Origin of the sequence: Amycolatopsis heterodermiae (genome assembly GCF_034929455.1) — a bacterium.
Lineage (GTDB): Bacteria > Actinomycetota > Actinomycetes > Mycobacteriales > Pseudonocardiaceae > Amycolatopsis > Amycolatopsis heterodermiae.
The window spans coordinates 590,248-613,067 of record NZ_JAYFSI010000002.1 but is presented as its reverse complement, the minus strand read 5'-3'; the positions used below and the strand labels follow the sequence as shown (position 1 = coordinate 613,067).

General features: G+C 73.5%; 18 protein-coding genes. 8 read left to right on the top strand and 10 right to left on the bottom strand.

Going from position 1 to position 22,820, the window contains the following annotated elements; translation table 11 throughout:
- Positions 1-3 precede the first annotated feature (3 nt).
- Entirely contained in the window at positions 4-759 is a 756-nt protein-coding gene (locus VA596_RS13145) for an SDR family NAD(P)-dependent oxidoreductase (RefSeq protein ID WP_323326675.1), read from the top strand.
- A gap of 19 nt (positions 760-778) precedes the next feature.
- On the opposite strand, the gene VA596_RS13140 is transcribed toward VA596_RS13145, so the two are convergent.
- From VA596_RS13140 to VA596_RS13130, 3 genes are all read right to left on the bottom strand, one after another.
- The gene (locus VA596_RS13140) at positions 779-1,339 is read right to left on the bottom strand and encodes a hypothetical protein (RefSeq protein WP_323326673.1); all 561 of its coding nucleotides are present in this window, start codon (positions 1,337-1,339) and stop codon (positions 779-781) included.
- 2 nt (positions 1,340-1,341) lie between these two features.
- Positions 1,342-2,895, bottom strand: a complete 1,554-nt coding sequence (locus VA596_RS13135; RefSeq protein WP_323326671.1) for a Na+/H+ antiporter — start codon at positions 2,893-2,895, stop codon at positions 1,342-1,344.
- A gap of 715 nt (positions 2,896-3,610) precedes the next feature.
- A complete protein-coding gene (locus VA596_RS13130) occupies positions 3,611-5,593 on the bottom strand; it encodes an APC family permease (protein WP_323326669.1) in 1,983 nt (660 codons plus the stop codon).
- A 517-nt stretch (positions 5,594-6,110) separates the two neighbouring features.
- Between VA596_RS13130 and VA596_RS13125 the strand changes: the two genes are divergently transcribed.
- The gene (locus VA596_RS13125) at positions 6,111-9,188 is read left to right on the top strand and encodes an ATP-binding protein (protein ID WP_323326667.1); all 3,078 of its coding nucleotides are present in this window, start codon (positions 6,111-6,113) and stop codon (positions 9,186-9,188) included.
- On the opposite strand, the gene VA596_RS13120 is transcribed toward VA596_RS13125, so the two are convergent.
- Together VA596_RS13120 and VA596_RS13115 are read right to left on the bottom strand one after the other, a co-directional pair.
- Positions 9,146-9,910 carry an ABC transporter permease gene (locus VA596_RS13120; RefSeq protein WP_323326665.1) on the bottom strand — a complete coding sequence of 255 codons (765 nt, stop codon included), beginning with the start codon at positions 9,908-9,910 and terminating at the stop codon, positions 9,146-9,148. The genes VA596_RS13125 and VA596_RS13120 overlap by 43 nt on opposite strands.
- Positions 9,907-10,857, bottom strand: coding sequence for an ATP-binding cassette domain-containing protein (locus VA596_RS13115; protein WP_323326663.1), 951 nt, complete (start codon positions 10,855-10,857; stop codon positions 9,907-9,909). The genes VA596_RS13120 and VA596_RS13115 overlap by 4 nt, the downstream gene beginning before the upstream one ends.
- A gap of 324 nt (positions 10,858-11,181) precedes the next feature.
- Here VA596_RS13115 and VA596_RS13110 point away from each other — a divergent pair, with 324 nt between their 5' ends.
- Positions 11,182-11,385 carry a hypothetical protein gene (locus VA596_RS13110; RefSeq protein WP_323326661.1) on the top strand — a complete coding sequence of 68 codons (204 nt, stop codon included), beginning with the start codon at positions 11,182-11,184 and terminating at the stop codon, positions 11,383-11,385.
- 11 nt (positions 11,386-11,396) lie between these two features.
- Here VA596_RS13110 and VA596_RS13105 read toward each other — a convergent pair whose 3' ends face one another.
- Positions 11,397-11,996: a TetR/AcrR family transcriptional regulator gene (locus VA596_RS13105; protein WP_323326659.1), complete on the bottom strand. Its 600-nt coding sequence runs from the start codon at positions 11,994-11,996 to the stop codon at positions 11,397-11,399.
- 86 nt (positions 11,997-12,082) lie between these two features.
- On the opposite strand from VA596_RS13105, the gene VA596_RS13100 reads away from it, so the two are divergent.
- The 4 genes from VA596_RS13100 to VA596_RS13085 are packed head-to-tail and all read left to right on the top strand — an operon-like array spanning position 12,083 to position 16,398.
- On the top strand, positions 12,083-13,600 hold the full coding sequence (locus VA596_RS13100; protein WP_323326657.1) for an FAD-dependent oxidoreductase: 1,518 nt from the start codon (positions 12,083-12,085) through the stop codon (positions 13,598-13,600).
- A gap of 39 nt (positions 13,601-13,639) precedes the next feature.
- A complete protein-coding gene (map, locus tag VA596_RS13095; protein WP_323326655.1) occupies positions 13,640-14,431 on the top strand; it encodes a type I methionyl aminopeptidase in 792 nt (263 codons plus the stop codon).
- A gap of 53 nt (positions 14,432-14,484) precedes the next feature.
- The gene (locus tag VA596_RS13090; protein WP_323326653.1) at positions 14,485-15,363 is read left to right on the top strand and encodes a cyclase family protein; all 879 of its coding nucleotides are present in this window, start codon (positions 14,485-14,487) and stop codon (positions 15,361-15,363) included.
- 15 nt (positions 15,364-15,378) lie between these two features.
- On the top strand, positions 15,379-16,398 hold the full coding sequence (locus VA596_RS13085) for an aldo/keto reductase (RefSeq protein WP_323326651.1): 1,020 nt from the start codon (positions 15,379-15,381) through the stop codon (positions 16,396-16,398).
- Between the two features lie 42 nt (positions 16,399-16,440).
- Here the strand turns inward: VA596_RS13085 and asnB are convergent, their stop codons facing one another.
- A complete protein-coding gene (asnB, locus tag VA596_RS13080) occupies positions 16,441-17,958 on the bottom strand; it encodes an asparagine synthase (glutamine-hydrolyzing) (RefSeq protein WP_323326649.1) in 1,518 nt (505 codons plus the stop codon).
- A gap of 78 nt (positions 17,959-18,036) precedes the next feature.
- Here asnB and VA596_RS13075 point away from each other — a divergent pair, with 78 nt between their 5' ends.
- A complete protein-coding gene (locus VA596_RS13075; RefSeq protein WP_323326647.1) occupies positions 18,037-18,789 on the top strand; it encodes an IclR family transcriptional regulator in 753 nt (250 codons plus the stop codon).
- A 234-nt stretch (positions 18,790-19,023) separates the two neighbouring features.
- On the opposite strand, the gene VA596_RS13070 is transcribed toward VA596_RS13075, so the two are convergent.
- The 3 genes from VA596_RS13070 to VA596_RS13060 form a co-directional block, all read right to left on the bottom strand.
- The gene (locus tag VA596_RS13070; protein WP_323326645.1) at positions 19,024-20,028 is read right to left on the bottom strand and encodes an SDR family NAD(P)-dependent oxidoreductase; all 1,005 of its coding nucleotides are present in this window, start codon (positions 20,026-20,028) and stop codon (positions 19,024-19,026) included.
- Positions 20,025-21,059 carry an NAD-dependent epimerase/dehydratase family protein gene (locus VA596_RS13065; protein WP_323326643.1) on the bottom strand — a complete coding sequence of 345 codons (1,035 nt, stop codon included), beginning with the start codon at positions 21,057-21,059 and terminating at the stop codon, positions 20,025-20,027. The genes VA596_RS13070 and VA596_RS13065 overlap by 4 nt, the downstream gene beginning before the upstream one ends.
- Before the next feature lie 215 nt (positions 21,060-21,274).
- Complete coding sequence (locus tag VA596_RS13060) at positions 21,275-22,735, bottom strand: helix-turn-helix domain-containing protein (RefSeq protein ID WP_323326641.1); 1,461 nt, start codon at positions 22,733-22,735, stop codon at positions 21,275-21,277.
- Between the last annotated feature and the right edge of the window lie 85 nt (positions 22,736-22,820).

Below are 22,820 nucleotides of genomic sequence, written 5' to 3'. Positions count from 1 at the left end.
GGAATGTCCGAACTCGAAGGAAAGCGTGTCTTCGTCACCGGGTCCGGTGCCGGGATCGGCAAGGCCATCGCGAAGCTGTTCATCGAACGCGGCGCCCAGGTCGTGGTCAGCGACCTCAACGCCCTCTCGGCCAAGCAGGCGGCCGAGGAGATCGGCGCGGCCGGCGTCGCCAACTGCGACGTCACCGACGAAACCCAGGTCCAGACGGCGATCCAGCAGGCGGTCGAGATCCTCGGCGGCCTCGACGTCCTGGTCAACAACGCCGGGATCGAGGTGTCGTCACCGCTGCTGCAGCAGTCCACGGAGAGCTTCGACAAGATCTTCGCGGTCAACGTGCGCGGCACGTTCGTGGCGATGAAGGCGGCGACCCCGCACCTGGTGGAGTCCCAGGGCAACATCGTCAACATCTCGTCGATCGCCGGGGTCGGCGGCAGCCCGCTGCTGGGTTCCTACTGCGCGACCAAGGCCGCGGTCATCCAGCTCACCCGGGTCGCCGCGGTGGAGATGCGCCCGGCCGGGATCCGCGTCAACGCGGTCTGCCCGGGCTTCGCCGACACGGCCATGGTCGAACGGCTCGTCCCCGACTTCGAAGCGGCGACCCAGGTCCCCTTCGGCGACCTCGTCGCCGCGAAGCAGGGACGGCTCGGCACCCCGCAGGACATCGCCGAGGTGGCGGCGTTCCTCGCGTCCGACCGGGCGAGCTGGGTGACGGGCAGCCACTACGTCCTCGACGGCGGCCTGACCGCGTCCCTGGTGTGAGGCCCGGCCGGCGGTCCCGTCACGAGGCGGGCCCGCCGGCCAGCGCCCGCCCGAGGTCGGCGGGGTGGCGGATCCAGACGTCGACCGCCGTCCCGGCGGGATGGGTGAGCGTCAGGCAGCCCTGGCGGCCCGGACCCCACAGCGGCACGACCTCCGCGGCCCAGGACCGGTCGAACACCAGCGGTCCGACACCCCGCCGGCGGTCGCCTTCCCTGGGGGCCCAACGCAATTCCCCGCCCGCCAAGGTCAGCCGGCCCAGCAGTTCGCCGACCTCGTCGGCCCGCCGGGCGTGCCGTCCCGGTGCCTTGGCGCCCAGGAGGTGGGCCGCCGAAACCGGCAGCTGGGCGGGCCACGACGGTGGGGCGCCCGCGGCGCGGCGCCGCCGTTCCCTACGCAGGTCTCGCCGGACGACGATCGTGAGCACTAGGTAGACCAGCGCGAGCGTCCCGAGCAGGACGCCCGCCGCGGGCACCCAGCCCGCCTTCAGCCCGAGCAGGGCCGACAACCCGGCCAGGTAGGCGAGGCCGAGCAGCGAACGGGTGCGTCGCCTTCGTTCCCGGTCACGGCCGGCTCCGGTCATCCTCACTCCAGCCCGGCGTGTTCCAGGTCCAGCAGCCGCTGGATGCGGCGGCGGGTACCGTCGGTGATCTCGCCCTTCTCGAACAGCCGGGTCAGCTCGGCGGCCTCGACGTCGATCAGCTCCCGCCGCAGCGTCCGGTAGTCGATCCTTCGTTCCAGATCCGCGGAGTTCTCGCCGTCGTCGTCCTCGATGCGTTCCAGCCGGGCCTGCCAGCCGGTGCGCAGCTGGTCGACCACGAACTCCGGCGCCGACTCCGTTTCGGCCAGGTGGCGCAGGTGGTCCAGGCCGGCCTCGGCGAGCTTCCGCCGCGCGGCGCTGAACTCCGTGCGCAGGTCGGCCGGGTCCAGCGCGATCCCGGACCGCCGCACCAGGGGCGCGAGGGTGAAGCCCTGCACCACCAGCGTCAGCACGATCACCGCCGTCGTCAGCAGCAGCACCAGGTCCCGCGCCGGCAGCGCCGAACCGTCCAAAGTGGACACCGGCAGGGACAGCGCCGCGGCCAGCGGCACCACCCCGCGTGCCCCCGCCCAGGAGACGACGGCGGGCACCTGCCAGGACAGCCGTTGACCACCGCGGCGCTGCCGGATCGCCGAAAGCAGGAACACCAGCAGCAGGCGCACGAGCACCAGCGTCACGGCGATGGCCACCGCCTGCAGCAGCCACCACGCGCCGTTGCCGGTCAGGCGGCGCACCAGCGTGGGCAGCTGCAGCCCGATCAGGCCGAACACGACGCTCTCCAGCAGGAACACGACGGTCTGGTAGACCGCACCGACCTGCAGCCGGATCCGCGCGGTCGTCAGGCGCTCGGCCTGCGTCCCCAGGATCACGCTCGCCACGACGACGGCCGTCACGCCCGAGCCGCCGACCGACTCCGCCACGACGTACCCGGCGTACGGCGTGACCAGCGAGATCACCGTCTCCAGCACCGGATCTTCGGTGCGCCGCCGGATCAGGAAGGCGCCCAACGCGGTCAGCACACCGACCGCCACCCCGCCGCCGGCGAGGATCGCGAACTCGCCGGCCGTCCGGCCCCACGACGCGGCCCCGCCCGCGACGGCCAGGAACAGCGCCACCCGGAACAGCAGCAGGCTCGTCGCGTCGTTGAACAGGCTTTCGGCCTGGATCAGGGCCTGCACCCGCGGCGGCAGGGCGAGCCGCCGGGCCAGCGCCGTCACCGCGACCGGGTCCGTGCTGGCCAGCACCGCGCCCAGCACGAAGGCCATGCCGACCGGCAACGGCGTCACCAGGACGGCCGTGCCGACCACCGCCGCGGCCGAGAGCAGCACCAGCCCCACCGACAGCACGGCGACGGGCCGCCCGACGGCGCGCAGGTCCCGCCACGGCAGCTCCTCCCCCGCGGCGAACAGCAGCGGGGGCAGCACGACCAGGCTGATCATCTCCGGCGTCACCTGCACGGCCGCCGCCCCGGGCAGCAGCCCGAGCGCAACCCCGGCGACGACCAGCAAGGAGGGCGCGGGCACCCGCAGCCGCTTGGCGAAGGTCGCCACCACGGTCGCGACGACCACCAGGAACAGTACGGTTTCGACCCCGCGCATCAGCCGGTCCTCCACATCCCGATCCGGATGCCGACCAGACTTCCCGGCGCGCCGCGCTCAGCCTACGCGACGCGCCCGCCCCACCGGGGCGAACCGCGGGGGTGCTTCCGAACAGCCGACACGGTGCCGGAGCACCCGACACGGCGACGGGAGTGGCCAACACCGCCCACAGTGGCCACCACCGGCTCGCGGCGGCGCCGACGAACTCGGGCGCCGGCGACTTGGCCGTTCCGCGCGGCGTGCTCCCTGGCCCGGGCGGCGAACTGGCCGGTCCGAGCGGCGAACCTGGCCGGTCCGAGCGGCGTGTTAGCCGGTCCAGGCAGCCAATTGGCTGCCCCGGGCAGCGAGCTAGCCGGTCGGGGCGGTATGTCGGCCGGTCCGGGCGCCGAGATGACCGGTCCGGGCGACGTGCTGGCCGGTCCGGGCGGCGTGCTAGCCGTCCCAGGCGGCGTGTTAGCCGGGTCCGCGCGGCGTGCTGGCTGGCCCAGGCGGCGTGCTAGCCGTTCCGCGCGGCGTGCTAGCCGTCCCAGGCGGCGTGTTAGCCGGTCCGCGGCGTGTCGGCCAGTCGGGGCGGTGTGCTGGCCGGTCCGCGCAGCGAGCTGGCCGTCCCGGGTGGTGTGTCGGCCGGTCGGCGCAGCGTGCCGGCCGGCCCGGGCGGCGAGCTGGTCGGTCCGCGCGGCGCGTCGGCCACTTCTTCCGAGCGGCGAGCCGGCCGTCAGCCGCCGACGTGGATGCCGGGGCGGCGGGCCGGGTCTTCCTCGGTGGTGCGCAGGATCTCCCGGACCACCGGCGCGGTGTCGCCGCGGCCGAGGATCAGGTAGCGGAACAGGTGCCCGAGCGGGTTGCCCTCCGACCACTCGAAGTGGCACTGCGGCCGCACGCCCGTCGCGTCCCGCAGCGCCAGCAGCACGGCGGCGATCGCGTTGGGCGCCGCCGGGCTGTCCGCGCGCAGGATCCGGTAGCCGTCGACCTCCACGCCCCGCACCTGCAGCACGTTGCTGAACTCGGACGGGTCGACCACGTCGATCTCGAGGAAGAGCGTGTCCGCGGTGCCGGGCACCGGGTTCATGCCCCGCTGCTCGGCCTCCTTGGCCGAGTACTCCGCGAAGTCGCCGCCCTGACGCCGGTTGGCGATGATGTTCAGGGCGCCGTCGTAGGCCAGCGAGTCGGTGACGAACCGGCGAGCCTCCTCGTCGAACTCGATCCGCTCGGCGCGCAGCTCGGTCGTGCGGGACACCCGCGAAACCAGCGACACCACGACGATGCCGAGGATGAACAGGCCCGAGATCGCCAGGCCGTCCGGCTTCTCGCGGACGTTCTCGACCAGCGCGTAGAGCAGCACCAGCGTCAGCACGGCGAACCCGATCGTCCCGGCGACCTGCTTGCGGCGCAGCGACGAGATGGTGACCGCGACGGCGCCGGAGACCATCATCGCCAGGATCCCGGTCGCGTACGCACCGGCCTGGGCGTTGACGTCGGCGCCGAACGCGACGGTGATCAGCACGCTGATCACCGTGTAGACCAGCACGACCGGCCGGACCGCGCGGCCCCACTCCGGCGCCATGCCGTAGGAGGGCAGGTACCGCGGCACGATGTTGATCAGCCCGGCCATCGCCGACGCACCGGCGAACCACAGGATCAGCACGCTGGAGACGTCGTAGACCGTGCCGAACGCCTCGCCCAGCTCCTGGTGGGCGAGGTAGGCCATGGCCCGGCCGTTCGCTTCGCCGCCTTCCTTGAACTGGTCCGCGGGGATCAGGACGGTGGTGATGAAGCTCGTGGCGATCAGGTACACCGACATGATCAGCGCGGCGACGGTCAGCAGCTTGCGGGTGTTGCGGATGCGCGACTCGAGCCGTTCCTCGTCGGACTTCCCGTCGGCCGCGACGAGCGGCATCATGCTGACCCCGGTCTCGAAGCCCGACATGCCGAGCACGAGCAGCGGGAACGCGACCACGGCCGGCCCCACGATGCCGCCGAAGCCGCCGCCGCCCGAGGTGAGCGCGTCCGTCCAGCGGGACAGCGCGGCCGAGTCCGAGAAGAGGTCGACGCCGGCCACGACCACGACGATGGCGTTGAGCAGGAGGAAGACGGCCACCAGCGGGATGGCCACGCCGACGGCCTCGCTGAAGCCCATCAGGAAGACGCCGCCGAGGATCAGCAGCAGCACGACCGTGATCAGCACGGCGTGCCCGTGCAGGAAACCGGGCAGGTACGGGTTTTCGAGCAGGTGCACGGAGGCGTCCGCCGAGGACAGGGTGATCGTGATGATCCACGACGTCGCCACGAACCCCAGCAGCACCAGCACGAAGATCTTGCCGCGCCAGAACGGCAGCAGGTCCTCCAGCATCGCCACCGACCCCTGCCCGCGCGGGCTTTCCCGGGCGACGCGCCGGTACATCGGCAGCATCCCGAGCAGCGTCAGGGCGACGATCAGCAGGGTCGCCAGCGGCGACAGCGCACCCGCGGCGAGGGCGGCGATCCCCGGCAGGTAGGACAGGGTCGAGAAGTAGTCGACGCCGGTCAGGCACATGACCTTCCACCAGGCCTGCGGCGTGGCGTGGTCCTCGGCCGCCTCCGGCCCCGCCGGCGACACCCGGTGCTCCAGCAGCCACCGCACGGCCCGTCCGGACGGCGGTTTCGCCTGCACCGGACTGTCCACGACGGCCGGAACCACGAACTCAGGTGCGGTGCTCAAGCTACGACTCCCCGATCGACTCCTGTGCTGCACTCCCGCGCGCAAGAATGCCCGACCCGCACCGGACCCCCCGACCCGGGCCCGGCCTGGTCGGGCGCCGGACCCGGACAGCCCGAGCCGGTGACGGTCGAGCCGGCCCTGCGGCTTGGACCGGCCGGTGGCCCAGCTGTGGGCCGCGAACGACCCGAACACCCCCGGCCGAGGCGGTGCCGATCCCGGTTTCGCGGCCCTGGGCGCGGCTTGGCCCGGAAGGCCCGGCGTCCCAAGCCCGGACGGGTCGGCGCCCGTGACGGTCGAGCCGGGTCTCCTTCCGCGGCCGGGAACTCGTCTGTCCCGGCCGAGGCGCCGACCGCTCACGAAGCGCGGCGCGGACGGCTGGCAGCCGAGCAAGGTGCGGCGCGGACCAGCTGATGGCCGAACCGTGCAGATCCTCATCTCCGAACTTGGGCACAGCCAGGCGCCGGCCGCACCCGGAACATCCGGAAAACCGGCGCCGGCCCCCGATAGCCTGGTGTTCGTGACCGTCGAGCTGGCCCTGCTGTCCGGGGTCTCCTTCCGCGGCCGGGAGCTGACCGGGGCCCGGCCGGGGTCTCTGCTGGCCCTGCTCGCGGCCACCCTGCGCGCGGGGTGCGGGGCGGACCGGCTGGTTGCCGAGCTGTGGCCGGGCGAGCCGCCCGAGCATCCGGCCAAGGCGTTGCAGGTCCTGGTTTCGCGGACCCGGGCGCGGCTCGGCCCGGACGTCATCGTCACCACCGCCACCGGCTACCGCCTCGCGCTGCGCGACGAGCAGGTCGACACCTCCGCCGTCCTGCTCCACGCGGCGGCGAGCGAGCGGGCCGCCCGCGACGGCGACCACGCCGGCGCCCTCGAGCACGCCGAAGCAGGCCTCGCGCTCTACAACGGACCTGCGGACGCCGCCGCCGACGACCCGCTGGCCACCCTGCGGGCCGCCCGCGCCGCGACGTACCGGAGCCTGGCCCGCTCCCGGGCGCTCGCGCTGGCCCGCCTCGGCCGGTACGCCGAGGCTGCCGGCCCGCTCGCCGAAAGCCGGCAAATCCGGCCCGCGGACGAGGAAGTCCTGCTGGAGCTGCTGCGCTGCGAGGCCACCACCGCCGGACCGGCCACGGCCCTGAAGCACTACGAGGACCACCGGCGGGCCCTGCGCGACGAACTCGGCAGCGACCCCGGACCCGCGCTCCGGGCCCTGCACCGCGAGCTGCTGCTCGCCGACGCCCCCGCGCAGCGCCACGGCGTCCGCCACGAACCGAACCCGCTGCTGGGCCGGGACCGGGACATCGCCGCGGTGACCGCGCTGCTGCGCACGTCGCGGGTCGTGTCGGTCACCGGCCCCGGCGGGCTCGGGAAGACCCGGCTCGCGCACGCCGTCGGCCGCCGGGCCGACCAGCGGGTCGTGCACTTCATCGAGCTGGCCGGGCTCACCTCCGACGGTGACGTCGCGGCGGCGGTCGCGGCCGAGTTCGGCGTGAGCGGCGGTGCGGCGCTCGCCGACGTCGCCGAGGCCCTCGGCCCGGACCCCGTGCTGCTGATCCTGGACAACTGCGAGCACGTCGTCCGCGGCGCGGCGGACCTGGCGCACGGCCTGGTTTCGCTGAGCGGCGAGCTGCGGGTGCTGACCACCAGCCGGGCCCCGCTCGGCCTGTCGTCCGAAGCGGTCTATCCGCTGCCGGAGCTGGACCTCGCGACGGCCGCCGAGCTGTTCACCCAGCGCGCCCGGGCGGCCCGGCCCGGCGCCGACCTGCCGCCGGCGGCCGTCCGGACCCTCTGCGGGCGCCTGGACGGGCTGCCGCTCGCGGTCGAACTGGCCGCGGCCCGGATCCGGACGCTGTCCGTCACCGAGATCGGCGCGCGGCTCGCGGACCGGTTCACCGTGCTGCGCGGGGCCGCCCGCGACGCGCCCGGCCGGCACCGGACGCTGCACGCCGTCATCGACTGGAGCTGGCACCTGCTCGACGGCAACGGCCAGGCCGCGATGCGCGCGCTCTCGGTGTTCCCCGGTGGCTTCACGGCCGACGCCGCCCGTCATCTGCTGGGTGACGACGGCGTGCTCGAGCAACTCGTCGACCAGTCGCTGCTGAAACCGGCCGACGACGGCTCGGGCACCCGGTTCCGGATGCTGGAGACCGTGCGCGAGTTCAGCGGGGCGCGCCGCGACGAGATCGACGGCGAGACCGGCCGTGTGATCGGGTCCTTTCTCTCCTGGGCCCGGGATTTCGGGGTGACGCACCACGATTCGGTGGTCGGTCCCGACCTCGTGCAGGCCGTCGGGCGGATCCGGGTCGAGGAGGACAACCTGGCGCTGGCCCTGCACCACGGGCTCGAACGCGGAGACGGGCCGGCCGTCGCCGCGATCGCGGCCGTCCTGGGCAGCCTGTGGGTCACCGAGTCGAACTTCACGCGGCTGACCGCGCTGGCCGAGGACACCGCGTGGCTGCTGTCGCACTACTGTCCGGCGCCCGACCTCCTCGAAGCGACCCGCACCGCGGCCGTGCTGGGCGCGCTCATCAGCCTGCTCATGCGCACCGCGTCGGCCCGCCGCACCCTGGTCACCCTGCGGCGGCTGCCGTCCGCGCCACCGGACGACCCGGTCCGGGCCATCCAGGCGGCGTTGTGCACGCCGGATGATGCTGCGCTGCAACGACTCTGCGGCAGCGACCGGCCGATCCTCGCGGGCATGGCCTGCTACATCGCCAGCTACGCCAGGGAAAGCGCCAACGATCTCGAAGGCGCGCTGGCGGCGGCCCGCCGGATGCTCGCGCGGCTGGAGCGCGACGGCACGCCGCTGCCGGTGGCGCTCGCGCACGCCCGCGTCGGCGAGCTGTGCCTGCAGGTCGATCCCGGCGACGAAGCCCTGCGGCACATCGACATCGCGCTGTCGCTGCTCGAAGAGCTCGGCGCGCGCTCGACGTCCACCCGGGCCCGCTGGGCGAAGGTGCTGGCCAACCTGCAGCGCGGCGCGTTCGACGAGGCCGAGCAGGGCCTGCAGCCGGGCGCCGGGGACGACGAGCCGATCGGGCTGCCCATGTTCGACGTCTGCTCGCGTGCCGAAATCCTGCTCAGCCGCGGCGACGTCGAGGGCGGCCTCCGCCTGTGGCGGCAGGCGGCCGACCACCTGCGCGCCATCCCGGGTGCGGGGCTCTGGAAGTGGGAGGTGCAGGCCGTCGCGGTGGTCACCCACGCCCGGCACGGCCGGGTGGACCTCGTCGCGGACGTCGTCGCGGGCCTGTCCGGCCCACTGTCCACAATGGTCACTTCGGCGCCGGTCGTGGAGTTTCCCGCCTGTGGCTCGCTTCTGGTGGCACTGGCCGTTTCCGACCTCGGCCGCGGTGACACGGTCTCCGGTGCGCGGCTGGTCGCGCTCGCGGAGCGGTTCGGCCTGCAACGGTCGTTCCAGCCGGCGATGTCGATCACGCGGCTGCGGGAGGTCGCGGAGCTTGCCGACCCGGCCGCGTACGCCGAGGCGGCCTCGGCGTACGCGGACTTGGACCATGACGGCCTGCGTGCGGCGGCGACGGCCGAGCTGGGTTCTCGGGCTCAGCGCGGATCCCGCCGGAACAACGCCCGCGCCCAGAAATAGCCCACCAGCGCCAACCCGACACACCAGCCCACCGCCACCAGGCCGTGCCCCTCGACCGGGGTGCCCAGCAGCAGGCCGCGCAGGGCGTCGATGACCGGGGTGAACGGCTCGTGGGCCGCGAACCAGCGGACCGCGCCCGACATCGCGTCCGGGGACACGAACGCGCTGCTGAGGAACGGCAGCAGCTGCACCGCGAACGTGAACGGCGCGGTGCCCTCGGCGGTCCTGGCGGCCAGCCCGACCGCGACGCCGAGCCAGGTGAGGGCCAGCGTGAGCAGGGCGAGGATCCCGAAGGCGCCCAGCCACCGCAGCGGGTCGCCGTCCGGCCGGAAGCCCAGCAGCACCGCGACCGCCACCACCAGCACCGCGCTGACCAGCGTGCGGACGGTCGAGCCGACCACGTGGCCGGTCAGCACCGACGCGCGGGAGATCGCCATCGTGCGGAACCGGGCGATGACGCCCGTGGTCATGTCCCGGTTGACCGCCATCGCGGTCGTCGTGGCGCCGTACCCCACGGTCATCAGCAGGATCCCGGCGACGAGGTAGTCGATGTACCCGCGGCCCGCCGCCGCCGGCCCGAGCCCGGCGGTCAGCGCCCCGCCGAACACCCCGACGAACAGCAGCAGGAGCACCACCGGCAGGGCGATCGTCATGACCATCGCCCCCGGGTTGCGGAGCGTGTGGCGGAAGTTCCGCCGCACCATGGTCGTCGCGTCGCTCATCGGGCGGTCTCCTTCGAGGTGGTGTGGCCGGTGAGGGCGAAGAAGACGTCGTCGAGGTCCGGGGTGTGCACCGACAGCTCCTCGGGGTCGATCCCGGCCTCTTCCAGGCGGTCCAGCACGGCTCGCAGCGCGCGGACACCGCCGTCGCCCGGCACCTGGAGGGCGCCGGTCTCGTCGTCGCGACGCCCTTCGCCGAACAAGCGGGCCGCCGCGTCGAGGTCGGCGGCGTCGCGGAACTGCAGGCGCACGTGCCCGCCGGGGACGCTGCGCTTGAGCTCCTTCGCGGTCCCGGCCGCGACGATCACGCCGTGGTCGAGGACGGCGATCCGGTCGGCCAGCTCGTCGGCCTCCTCCAGGTACTGCGTGGTGAGGAAGATCGTGACGCCGCCGGCCACCAGCTCCCGGATGATCTGCCACATCGTGCGGCGGCTGCGCGGGTCGAGCCCGGTCGTCGGCTCGTCGAGGAAGATCACCCGCGGGTCGCCCACCAGCGTCATCGCCAGGTCGAGCCGCCGTCGCATGCCCCCGGAGTAGGCCGACGCGAGCCTCCCGGACGCGCCGTCGAGGTCGAACCGGCCGAGCAGCCCGGCGACCCGCCGCCGTCCTTCGGCGCGGCCGAGGTGGTGCAGGTCCGCCATCAGGAGCAGGTTCTCCTCGCCGGTCAGCAGGTCGTCCACCGCCGAGAACTGGCCGGTGACGCCGATCGCCGCCCGCACGGCGTCCGGCTCGGCGGCGAGGTCGTGCCCGGCGATCCGGGCCGTCCCGCCGTCCGGGCGGATCAGCGTGGAGAGGATCCGGACCGCGGTGGTCTTCCCGGCCCCGTTCGGCCCCAGCAGCGCGAACGTCGACCCGGCCGTCACCTCCAGATCGATGCCGTCGAGCACGACGTGGTCCCCGAACGACTTCCGCAGCCCGGTGACCGCGATCGCGGGTGCGACGCTGTCCATGTGCCTCCTTCGCCCGCGTGACCTGGGCGGTCACGACAGGGAGGAGGATGCGGGACGCGGGATTCACGGCGGTTTCACCGCGGTTTCCGCGGCGGCTTCGCGTGCCGCCCGGCGCGTACCCCGGTCCAGCCGGTACACTGGCCGTAGCCGGGAGCGCCGACGTGCGGTCGAGCCCCGGAAACCAGCTCTTCTGCCTCACCGGCCCGCAGCTCACAGCCGCGGCCGGTTCGTCCAGCTCGAAGGACCCGGTCCCAGCTGGCTTCGGCGGCGCACAGCCGCCCTCAGAGGTTACCCGCGAAAGGAACTCCCATCAGCAATTCCACAGTGGACGGCTCGTTGTTCAGCCACCCCGTCGTCGAGCAGCCCGCACCCGAGGCGCTCAGCACCCCGCAGCACACCCGGTACGGCGGCCTGTTCCTCCAGCCGTTCTACACCCCGGGGTCCGTGGCCGACGAAGAGTTCGAGCCCGCTCCGCAGCAGCGCTCCCGCAAGGCCCACGACCCGTCCGGGCGCCGCGGCCGCCGCTGAGCCCCCACCGTTCACTGTGGACGGTCGCGCACCAGGGGCAGGAAGAGGTCGTCGACGATCGCCTGGATGCGTGCCGGCTTCGGAGGCTCCAGGTCCATCAGCAGGTCGTGGCGCACCAGGTCGAACGGCATGGCCAGGACCACGGCGGGGATGCGCGCCAGATCGATCTCGCCGCGGTCGTGCGCGCGCTGGTAGAGGGCCCGCGGGAGCGGCTGGCCGCCCATGACCTTGTCGCGCACCTGCGCCGGGGTCAGGCCGGTGTCGGCCAGCAGCCCCGCGAACGCGGTGGCCGCCGCGATGGCGAAGAACCCGGCCAGCGCCTCGCTCACCGCCGTCAGCTGCGCGATCAGGTCGCCGCGCAGGGTGCCCGTGTCGGGGAACACGACCGGGTGGGCGCCGCGGTGGTGCTCGAACGCGGCGAACACGAGCTGGTCCTTGTTGGCCCACCGCCGGTAGAGCACGGCCTCGCTGGTGCGCGCGCGGACCGCGATCGATTCCATCGTCAGGCGGCCGTAGCCGACCTCGACCAGCTCGTCCCATGCGGCAGCGAGCAGCTCGGCCTCCAGCTGCTTGCCGTGCCGCCGTCGGCGGACGGGCTCTTCGGTGACCACCCGCTCACGATAGAAAGTCTTTCCTTTCTTGGCAAGAGCGCCTACCGTGAGATAGAAAGTGATTCCTATCTTGCGGGGTGGAGACGATGACCGAGACGACAAGACCCGTCCTGATCGCCGGGGCCGGCCCGACCGGACTGACGCTGGCCTGCGAACTCGCTCGCGCCGGCGTCCCGTTCCGCCTGGTCGAGGCCGCTCCCGGGCCGCAGCCCGGCTCGCGCGGCAAGGGTGTCCAGCCGCGCACCCTCGAGGTGTTCGACGATCTCGGCGTCGTCGGCCGGGTGCTCGCCCACGGCCGGATGGCCATGCCGATCCGGTCGACCGGCCCCGGCGGCCAGGTGACGCTCGGCGGCGGCGACCTGCCCGAAAGCCGCCCCGACATCCCGTATCCGGCCAGCCTGATCACGCCCGAATGGCGGGTCGAGGAAGCACTGCGGCTGCGGCTGGCGGAACTCGGTGGCGCGGTCGAATTCGGCACCACGCTAGAGAGCTTCGAGCAGTCGGACGACGAGGTGACGGCGGTGCTCGCCAAGGACGGCGGGACCGAGACGGTCACCGCGAGCCGGCTGGTCGGCTGCGACGGCGGCCACAGCGTCGTCCGCAAGCAGGCCGGCATCGCGTTCGAGGGCGAAACCCGCGACGCCGTGCGGATGCTCGTCGCCGACGTCGAGGTCGACGGCCTCGATCGCGACGCCTGGCACATGTGGCGGCACCCCGACGGCTTCTTCACCCTGTGCCCGCTGCCCTCGACCGGCGTCTTCCAGTACCAGGCCGGCATCGCGCCGGGCCAGGATCCCGACCTCGGCCTCGCGAACCTGCAGGCGGTCCTTGACCGGCGCACCGGCCGTTCCGACATCCGCCTCCACGAGCCAGAGTGGACGTCCTTGTGGCGCGCCAACGTCCGCCTCGCCGCCCGCTACCGCGCAGGCCGGGTGTTCCTCGCCGGCGACGCCGCGCACATCCACTCCCCCGCCGGCGGCCAGGGGATGAACACGGGCATCCAGGACGCGCACAACCTCGGCTGGAAGCTCGCGGCCGTCGCCAACGGCGCCTCCCCGGCGCTGCTCGACAGCTACGAGGCCGAGCGGCGGCCGGTCGCCGCTGACGTCCTCGCGCTCTCGGACGCGCGGCTCGCGCAGGCGATCGAGCAGAAGGGCATCCCAGCCCGTCGCGACGCGAGCACAACCCAGCTCGGCGTGGGCTACCGCGGCTCCGCGCTGGCTCGCGACGACCGCGACGACACCGCCCTGCTCCGCGCCGGGGACCGCGCGCCCGACGCGACCGGGCTGACGACGGTGGACGGCGAACGACGGCTGTTCGACCTGACGCGCGGCGGGCGGTTCACCTTGCTGAGCTTCGGGACCGCGGCCCTGCCGTCCGGCATCCGGACGCTCCAAGTCGTCGAACGACCGGCCGGGCCCGGCGACGTCGCCGACACCGGCGGTCACCTCGCCGCCGCGTACGGCGCGACCGAGGGCACCCTCGTGCTGATCCGCCCCGACGGCTACGTCGGGCTGATCTCCGACGCCGGCGACGTCCCGGCGGTGGCGGCGTACCTCACCGAGATCGGCTCGCCGTCCGCTGCCGGGAGCGTGTTACGGTGACGGTATAACTATACCGGTACCGAGGTAGTGAGGGTATTCGTGATCGAACTGAAGACGCCTGCGGAGATCGAGCGCATGCACGTGGCCGGGCGGTTCGTCGCCGAGGTGCTCACGGAGGTCGGCGGGCTCGCCGACATCGGCGTCAACCTGATGGACCTGGAGCACCACGCGCGCGGCATGATCAAGCGGCGTGGGGCGGAGTCGTGCTACTGGGACTACGCACCGTCCTTCGGCGAGGGCCCGTTCCGCAACGTCATCTGCCTCTCGGTCAACGACGCGGTGCTGCACGGCCTGCCCCACGACTACGTCCTGCGCGACGGGGACGTGCTCACCGCGGACCTCGCCGTCGGCATCGACGGCTGGGTCGCCGACTCGGCGCGCACGGTCATCGTCGGCACCGCCGCCGAAGAGGACCTGCGGATCATCCGGGCCACCGAAGAGGCGCTGGAGGCGGCGATCGACGCGGCGCGCCCCGGCAACCGCCTCGGCGACATCTCGGCGGCGATCTACGCGGTGGCGTGCGACTACGGCTACCCCGTCAACACCGAGTTCGGCGGGCACGGCATCGGCCGCACCATGCACGAGGACATCCACGTCTCCAACAAGGGCCAGGCGGGCCGCGGGATGAAGCTCCGGCCGGGCCTGACACTCGCGCTCGAACCGTGGTTCGCCCGCACGACCGACAAGATCGTCTACGACGAGGACGGCTGGACCATCCGGTCGGCCGACGGCTCGCGCACGGCCCACTCCGAGCACACGGTCGCCATCACCGACGACGCCCCGCTGGTGCTCACCCGGCGCGCCGGGGAGACCCCGCCGACGCGCGGCTGACCGTCCACAAAGGACGACGGGTACGGTGGGCCGGGACGAAAGGGGCCTGCCCGATGGCCGATCCGACCGACGCCGACCTTCCGGACAACTGGGGCCGGTGGGGTGCCGACGACGAGCTCGGCACCCTCAACCTCATCACCGCCGAAGTGCGTGCGCAGGCCGCCGCGGAGGTGCGGACGGGCCACTGGGTGTCACTGGCGCAGCCGATCACGCCCAACCCGATGGTCAGCGGCCCGTTCGCGCCCACGACGGCGGACGTCTCCCCGGTGCAGCACCTGATGGCGCACACCGGGGTGGGCGTGGCCGCCGACCTGATGCTCGTCACGAACCACCACGCGAAGTCGACGCACCTCGACGCGCTGGCGCACTGGTCGCGCGACGACGAGGTCTACCCGGGCCGCCCGCGGGCCCAGGCCGTGACCGCCGGTGGGGTCACGCACGCGTCGACCACGGCCTTCGCCGCCGGGATCGTGACGCGCGGGGTGCTGCTCGACCTGGCCGCCGACGGGCCGCTGCCCTCGGCGCACGCGGTGACGTCCCACGACTTCGAGGAAGCCGAAAAGCGCCAGGACGTCGAAGTGCGGTCCGGCGACGCGCTGGTGCTCCGCCTCGGCTGGCCGGCCACGCCGGTGCCCGGCACGCCGACCCCGGGGATCAGCCTCGACGCGGTGCGCTGGATGCACCGGCGCGGCGTCGCGCTGTGCGCGCCCGACCGGGGCGACGCGCAGCCGCCGCTGGACCCGGACGGCCCGTCGCCGCTGCACGGGGTCGCCCTGGGCGGGCTGGCGATGCCGCTGATCGACGCGGTCGCGCTCGACGACCTCGCGGCGTTGTGCGCGCAGCTGGGGCGCTACAGCTTCCTGCTCACCGTCGCCCCGCCGCGCATCCACGGGATGAGCGGTGTCCCGGTCAACCCGATCGCCCTGTTCTGACGGATTGGACCTCTGATGGCACAGCTCGGCCGTACCGGTATCGACGTGTTCCCGCTCGCGCTCGGCGGGAACACGTTCGGCTGGACCAGCGACGAAGCGACCTCGCACCAGGTGCTGGACGCCTTCGTCGCGGGCGGTGGCAACTTCGTCGACACCGCGGACGGCTACTCCGCGTTCGTGCCGGGCAACTCCGGCGGCGAGTCGGAGACGATCATCGGCTCGTGGCTGGCCGCCCGCAAGAACCGCGACGCCGTCGTGATCGGCACCAAGGTCAGCACGCACCCGAAGTTCAAGGGCCTGGCCGCGCCGACCGTCGCGGCGGCCGCGGACGCCTCGCTGACCCGGCTGGGGACCGACCGCATCGACGTCTACTACGCCCACTTCGACGACCCCAAGACCCCGCTCGCCGAGACGGCCGCGGCGTTCGACGCGCTGCACAAGGCGGGCAAGATCCGCGCGGTGGCGCTGTCGAACTACACCGGTGCCCGGATCACGGAGTGGCTGGACATCGCGCGGCGCGAGGGTTTCGAGCCGCCGACGGTGCTGCAGCCGCACTACAACCTGGTGACGCGGCAGCCGTACGAGCGCGAGATCGCGCCGGTCCTCGAGGAGGCGGGCATCGCCGCCGTGCCGTACCTCGCGCTGGCCAGCGGGTTCCTCACCGGCAAGTACCGCCGGATCGGCGGGTTCCAGAAGGTGGCGCCCTACCTGTCCGTGGTGGGTGGTCTGCTGACCGGCAAGCACCGCCGTGACAAGCAGGAGTTCGGCGGCGCGGCCCGCCGGATCCTCGCGAGCCGCTACTTCACCGCGGCCGGCTTGGCCGTCGTCGACGTGGTCGAGCAGATCGCGGCCGCCCGCGACGCCGAGATGGCGACGGTGGCGGTCGCCTGGCTGCGCGATCGCCCGGGTGTCGTCGCCCCGCTCGCGAGCGCCCGCACGGCCGAGCAGCTTCCGGCGCTGCTGGCTTCGGCGACGTTCGACCTCACCGCGGACGAGAAAGCCGCGCTGGACAAGGTTTCCGGCCAGCTCGGCTGACCTGCCCGGCTGCCCGGCTGCCCGGCTGTCCGGCTGCCCGGCTCAGGCGACGGCGAACCGGGTCAGGACCGCGTCCGGGCGGACCTCCGGCAGCGCGCGGCGGAACGCGCGGTAGTAGGCCAGTTCCTCTTTGGACCGCAGGCCGGTGGCCGGGTCCTCGGTCAGTTCGGCGTCGCCGATGCGCTGGTTCCAGTACGGGGTCAGCAGGTCCGCCGCGCCGCTGCCGGTGCCGAACTCCAGCTTCGGCCGCCACAGCAGCCGTTCCGGCAGCCAGCCGGTGAACGCGCGGCGCAGGTGGCCCTTCTCGAGGCCGTCGGCTTCGAGCGACTTCACGGTGTCCGGCAAGGACATCGCGTGGTCGACCACCCGGGCGTCCAGGAACGGCACGCGCGCCTCGAGGCCGTGCGCCATCGTGACGCGGTCGCAGCGCTGGAGGTTGAGGCCGTGGAGCAGCTCGATGGTGCGCCGCAGCTCGCGGCGCAGGGCCGCCGGGTCGCGGTGGAGTTCGTGGTAGTAGCCGTAGCCGGCGAACAGCTCGTCCGCGCCCTCGCCGGTCAGCACCGCCTTGACGTGCTGTGAAGCCAGCTCGGCGAGGAACCAGTTCGGCACCGCGCTGCGGATCAGGCCGGCGTCGAACGACTCGACGGAGGCGACGACGTCGTCGAGCGCGGCCACGGCCCGGTCCGCGTCGAAAACCGTTTCGTAGTGGTCCGTCCCCAGGAACGCCGCGACGTCACGGGCCGCGAGCAGGTCGGCGGACCCGTCGACGCCGACGGCGAACGTCTTCAACCGCCGTCCTTCTCGGGTGTACTCGGCCGCGGCGACGGCGGCGACGATGCTGGAATCCAGTCCCCCGGAAAGGAAGACGCCGACCTCGACGTCGGCCATCAGGTGCCGGCGGACCGAGTCGACGAGCACGTCACGCGTCCGCTTTTCCAGTTCCGCCGCGGTGAAGCCGTCCTGGGTAGGTGCGGCGGTGACGGCGGTCGCGAAGCGGACCAGGCCGTCGGCCGGGGTCCACCAGCAGCCGGGCGGGAACATCGCCACCGCGTGCTGGACGTCGACCGGGAAGGCGCGCATCTCGGACGCGAAGTAGTGCAGGCCGCCGATTTCCGCCCAGTAAAGGGGTTTGATGCCGAGGCGGTCGCGGGCTGCGACGAACCGGCCGTCCGGCGTCGCCGCGCACAGCGCCCACATCCCCTCCAGCCGGTCGAAGGCCCAGGGCCCGCGCCCGTTCAGCAGTGCGAGGGCGGATTCGCTGTCCGAGGCCGTGGTGAAGTCGTGGCCGGGCAGGCTTTCGCGCAGGTCGGCGTCGTTGTAGATCTCGCCGTTGCAGACCAGCGACCACGGCCCGGGGTCGCCGAGGGGCTGCCGTCCGTTGGCGGGGCCGACGATCGACAGCCGGTTGTGCCCGAGCCACGCCTGCGCGCCCACGCGCGCCTGGCCGGTGTCGTCGGGACCGCGGTGGGCCAGCCGGGTGAGCATGGTCCGGCCGGCGGCGACGACGTCGGAGGTGATCGCTTCGGGGGACGAGGTGTAGCACGCGACGATTCCGCACATGACCCTCACGCTAGGTCGGCCCGTGCGGGGATCTCAATCGCAGTTGCGCTCCGCGCACGGCGGCCGGACACTGGGCCGATGGCGAACGACAGTCTGACCAGCGTGCACCGCGCCCTGGAAGTGCTGCGGGCGCTCGGTTCGGGACCGCTGGGCGTCCAGGCGGTCGCCGAAACGCTGGACGCCGAGAAGACGCAGATCTCGCGGACGCTGAAGGTGCTGCTGGAGGAGGGTTTCGCCGAGCGCGACCCGAAGTCCCTGGAGTACCGCCTCGGCTGGCGGCTCTACGCGCTGGCCGGCGCGGCCGGGGACAGCCGCCTGCGCCAGGACGCGCCCCGGGCGCTGCGCGCGCTGGTCCAGGAGCTGGGCGAGGCGGCGTACCTGACCGTCCGCGAGGGCGACGCGGCCCTGACGGTGCTGAGCGAGCAGGCCGGCCGCAGCGTCCAGGCGCGCGAGTGGGTCGGCCGGGGCACGCCGTTGAACTGCACGTCCAGCGGGCGAGCGTTGCTGTTCGGCCTGTCCGACGACGAGGTCACGACCCTGCTGAGGATGCGCCCGGGCCGGCTGCCCGGCACCCGCCACGCCCCACTGACCATCGCGGCCGTGCTGAAGCGGCTACGCCAGGAACGCGCGGCGGGGTACGTGGTCGCGGCGGAGGAGAACGAGATCGGCCTGACCGCAGTGGCCTCCCCGGTCCTGGACTTCCGCGGCGCCCCACTGGCGGCGGTGAATGTGTCGGTGCCCAGCTACCGCCTGACCCCGGAGGTGCTGGAGCGGATCGTAGAAGCAGTGAGAGCCACGGCGGCAGCTCTGTCGACGGGCACCCGGCCCTAAGCCGCGGTGGTGGTTCCCACTGGCACGAAATTTCAGGCACGCCAAAGGATTACCTACCCGGCAACCGAATCCGCCCCCAGCAGTGCCCGGCCCGCACCACGGCGGCTCCCGGCCGGTGACCCGAGCCGGGTCTCGCCACGGGACCACTCGCCCGGCAGGTGGCCGACTTCAGGTCGGCCGCCGACTCATGGAGTCCTGCGCCTGCGCAACGAGAGGGTTGGTCACCCGCAGCGATCACAGCCGCGCCTGGAAGGCGACGCCGGTCAGGCGCTCGCTCAGCTCCCACAGCCGCGCGGCCGCGCCGGGGTCGGTCGCGTGCGGGGACACGCCCGCCGTGGGGATCTCGGCCGTGCCGTGGCTGCGTGCGTCGGGCCCGCTCTCCGCCGCCACCGGCGCGATGTTGTTGTCCACGCAGTACACCCCGCCGAAACCGTCGAGCTGGGGACTGACCGCGCACCACACGCTCGTCGCCGCGCCCTGCGGCACGTTTTTCTTGCCCGAGTAGGGATCGATGACCGGTTTGCCGTCTTCGTCGACGAGCTTCATCGCCCGCAGTGTCTCGGGTGCCGCCCAGCCGCTCAGGTTCGTCTCGACGATCGATCCCGGGTGGACGGAGAACGCCCGGATGCCCCGGCGGTCCAGTTCCAGCGCGAACAGGATGTTCGCGGTCTTCGACTGGCCGTAGCCGAGCATCGGCTGGTACTCGCGGCGCTCGAAGTCCACGTCGTCGAACACGACCGGCGACAGCCGGTGCGCCGCCGCGGACACCGACACCACGCGGGCGTCCGGGGCCAGCACCGGCGACAACCGCGCGGTCAGCCGGAAGTGCCCGAGGTGGTTGGTCGCGAAGTGCGACTCGTGGCCGTGCACGTCCCGGGTCAGGGGCACGCCCATGATGCCCGCGCTGTTCACCACGATGTCCAGTTGCCGTCCGCCGGCGAGGAAACCGGCCGCGAACGCGTCCACCGACTCCGGGTCGGCGAGATCGAGCCGGTCGATCTCCACGCCCTCGACGCCTTCGAGCATGCCCGCCGCCTTCGCCGGGTCCCGGACCGGGACGACGACGTCCGCGCCACGGGCGCGCAGCACCCGGGTGGTCTCCCGACCGATGCCCGAGTGCCCGCCGGTGACGACCGCGACCCTGCCGGTGAGGTCGATCCCGGCGGCGACCTCCTCGGCCGTCGACGCGGCGTCGAACGGCGTGTCCCGCAGGGGTTCCTGGGCCCGCGAAACGGTCATTTCCCCACCACCTCGTGCTCGATGAGACTGCGCGCGCAGTCGAGGACGCTGACCTCCGCCGGCCGTGGCGACCAGTCCAGCAGCCGCTTCGCCTTGGCGATGCTGTGCCGGTTGCGGCGGCCGAGGCCGGGCATGATGTCGCGCAGCGAGCGGTCGAACAGCGCCGCCGCCCGCACCGCGATGTCCGGCAGCCTGCGCGTCGGGACCTTGCTGCCCGCCTCGCCGAGGCCGTCACGCAGGATGCGCGCGATGTCGTGCATCCACAGGAACTCCCCCGTCGCGAGGAACCGCTGTCCGGCCGCCTCGGGCGCGGTCATGGCCCGGACGTGGACGTCGGCCAGGTCCCGCACGTCGACGACCTCCAGCCCGATGCGCGGGGTGCCGGGCATCGCGCCGGACAGCAGCCGCGCGATGATCTGCACCGAACCGAGGGTGCCGGCCGAGAGCACCGGCCCGAACACCGCGCCCGGCAGGACCGTGGCGAGCGTCATCGGCCCCTCGTGAGCGTCCATGAACTCCCACGCCGCCAGCTCGGCCGCGGTCTTGGAACGCCGGTAGGGCAGCAGTTTCGGCGCGTCGAGGTCCGTCCACAGTGTCTCGTCGGTGACGCCGTCGTCGGCGTAGGAGGACGGGCTGGCGGTGTTCGCCGCCGACGTCATCACCACCCGCCGCACCCCCGCCGCGGCCGCGGCCCGCAGCACGCGCACCGTGCCGTCGCGCGCCGGGACGAGCAACGCCTGCGCCTCGTCCTTCGCACCCGCGGCGTCCGCGCCGAGCGGTGACGCCACGTGGAGCACGTAGTCGCAGCCGTCCATGGCCTCTTTCCAGCCGTCGTCGGCCGTCAGGTCCGCGACGGCGAACTCCAGGTGGTCCACCCGGTCCGACACCGTGGCCACGGCCCGCCGGACCCGGTCGCCGCGGCTCGCGTCGCGCACGGTCGCCCGGACGTCGTACCCACGGCCGAGCAGCTCCGCGATGCACCAGCCCGCCACGTAGCCGGTCCCGCCGGTCACCAGCACCGAACCCGCCATCACGCCTCCTCGAGAATTCGTTAGCCGTTCGGCTAACGAATTCAGGTTAGCACTCCCCCGGAGCCGCCGCGAGGAAAGCCACCGCACTGTGTGACAGGCCACGGCGAGCGTGATGATGTCGCCGCTCGTGGGACGCACCGTCCATTCCGGACACCACGAGCATCGCCCGCCCGATGGCGCCGGTGGACGTCGCCCCGTAGACCACGCGCGCGGCGTCAGAGCAGGCCGAGGGTCCGCATCGCCAGCCAGAGTTCGTGTTTGGCGCTCGGCGCGTGCAGCAGGGAACGGCCGAGCGCCTGCTCGATCCTCGCCAGGCGCTTGCGGGCGGCCGGCGGGGAGATGCCGAGGGCCGCGGCGGTCGCCGGGAGCCGGGTGTCGGCGCGCAGCCAGGCCCGGATCGTCTCGGCGCCGGCCGGGAGGCCGGCCTGCTCGAGGGGACGGAGCTGGGACCGGGCCCAGACCTTCGCCGCCGGGGTGGCGAGCAGCTCGTCGAGGGTCGCCGTCTCACCCGGCGTCGTGCGGTGGGTGGTCGTTCGATGGGTGGAGTGCAGCCGCAGCGCGAGCCAGGCGGCCGACTGGTCGGCCACCCGGGTGAGGTCCAGGCCGAGCAGCTCGCCGAGCAGGCGCAGGCGGGCGGCGAGGGTGTTGCGGTGGATCTTGAGGTGCCGGTTCGCGCCGCTGTCGAACGTGAGCCAGGACGTCAGGGTGGCGAGGAGCTCCTCGGCTCCCGGGTCCGGCCGCCGCGCCGGGGTGTGGGACAGGCAGGGCGCCAGGAACCCGGCCGCCCAGGCGGGCCCGGCACCGCCGAGGAACGGCGCGAGGTCGGTGTGCCGGTCGAACCGGGCGTACCCGCCGGGCACGCCGCGGGCGACGGCCAGGGCGTGGAACGCCTGCTCGTAGCCGATCGCCGCCTCGCGCAGCGGCACCTCCTCGCTCGCGCCGACGCGGGATTCGGGGGCGTGCTCGGCGATCAGCTGGTTCAGGTGCGCCCGGCTCACGGCGGGTTCGGCGGAGTCGCGGCCGGACGGCACGAGCGCGATCAGGTGCCGGGCGCGGACGGGACAGCGCACGATCCACGCCCGCCCCCGCGCGAAGCGCTCGATCTGGTCCGCGACCTCGGGACGGCGCCCGGCCGGGCACTCGACGACGTACACCCGGGACACCTCCGGCAGCTGCGGCCCCAGCGTCCCGGCGATCCGGCGCGCGGCGGCGACGCTGCCGATCATGAGCAGGTGCAGCACGACCTCACGGCTGTGTCCCATCGCCACGGCGACCTGCTCGCGGGTCCGTTCGGCTTCCTCCAGCCGCCAGCACAGGCCGAGGAACCGGGCGGTGTCGGCGAGCAGGACACCGTGCCGGTGCTTCTCCCGGCCCAGGACCACCAGGTACGGCGGCTGTCCCGCCCCCGCACCGAGGCTGACGAGGTCGATGGTGCCCATTTCGCCGCCGAGCACGGCCGACGGCGTCCCGGTGCGGCGCATGTCGGCCACCGCCGCGGTCAAGACCTCAGGGCGCGGACGGGATCGCCCGGCCAGGGTGCTCCCGTCGGCACCGAGCAGCGCCACCGACCCTCCCGTACGCCCGGCGAGCCAGTCGAGCACCGCACCGACCGCACCGGGGCCCGCGGCCAGCCGCGCCAGCGTGACCAGGTCGTCGGCGCGATCGGCACCCCTCACCCGCACTCACCCTCCGTGGCCGCGAAGGGTTCACCTTAACCGCACCGCACGCCGCCCCGGAACCGAGCGGCGTGCGGTGCGATCG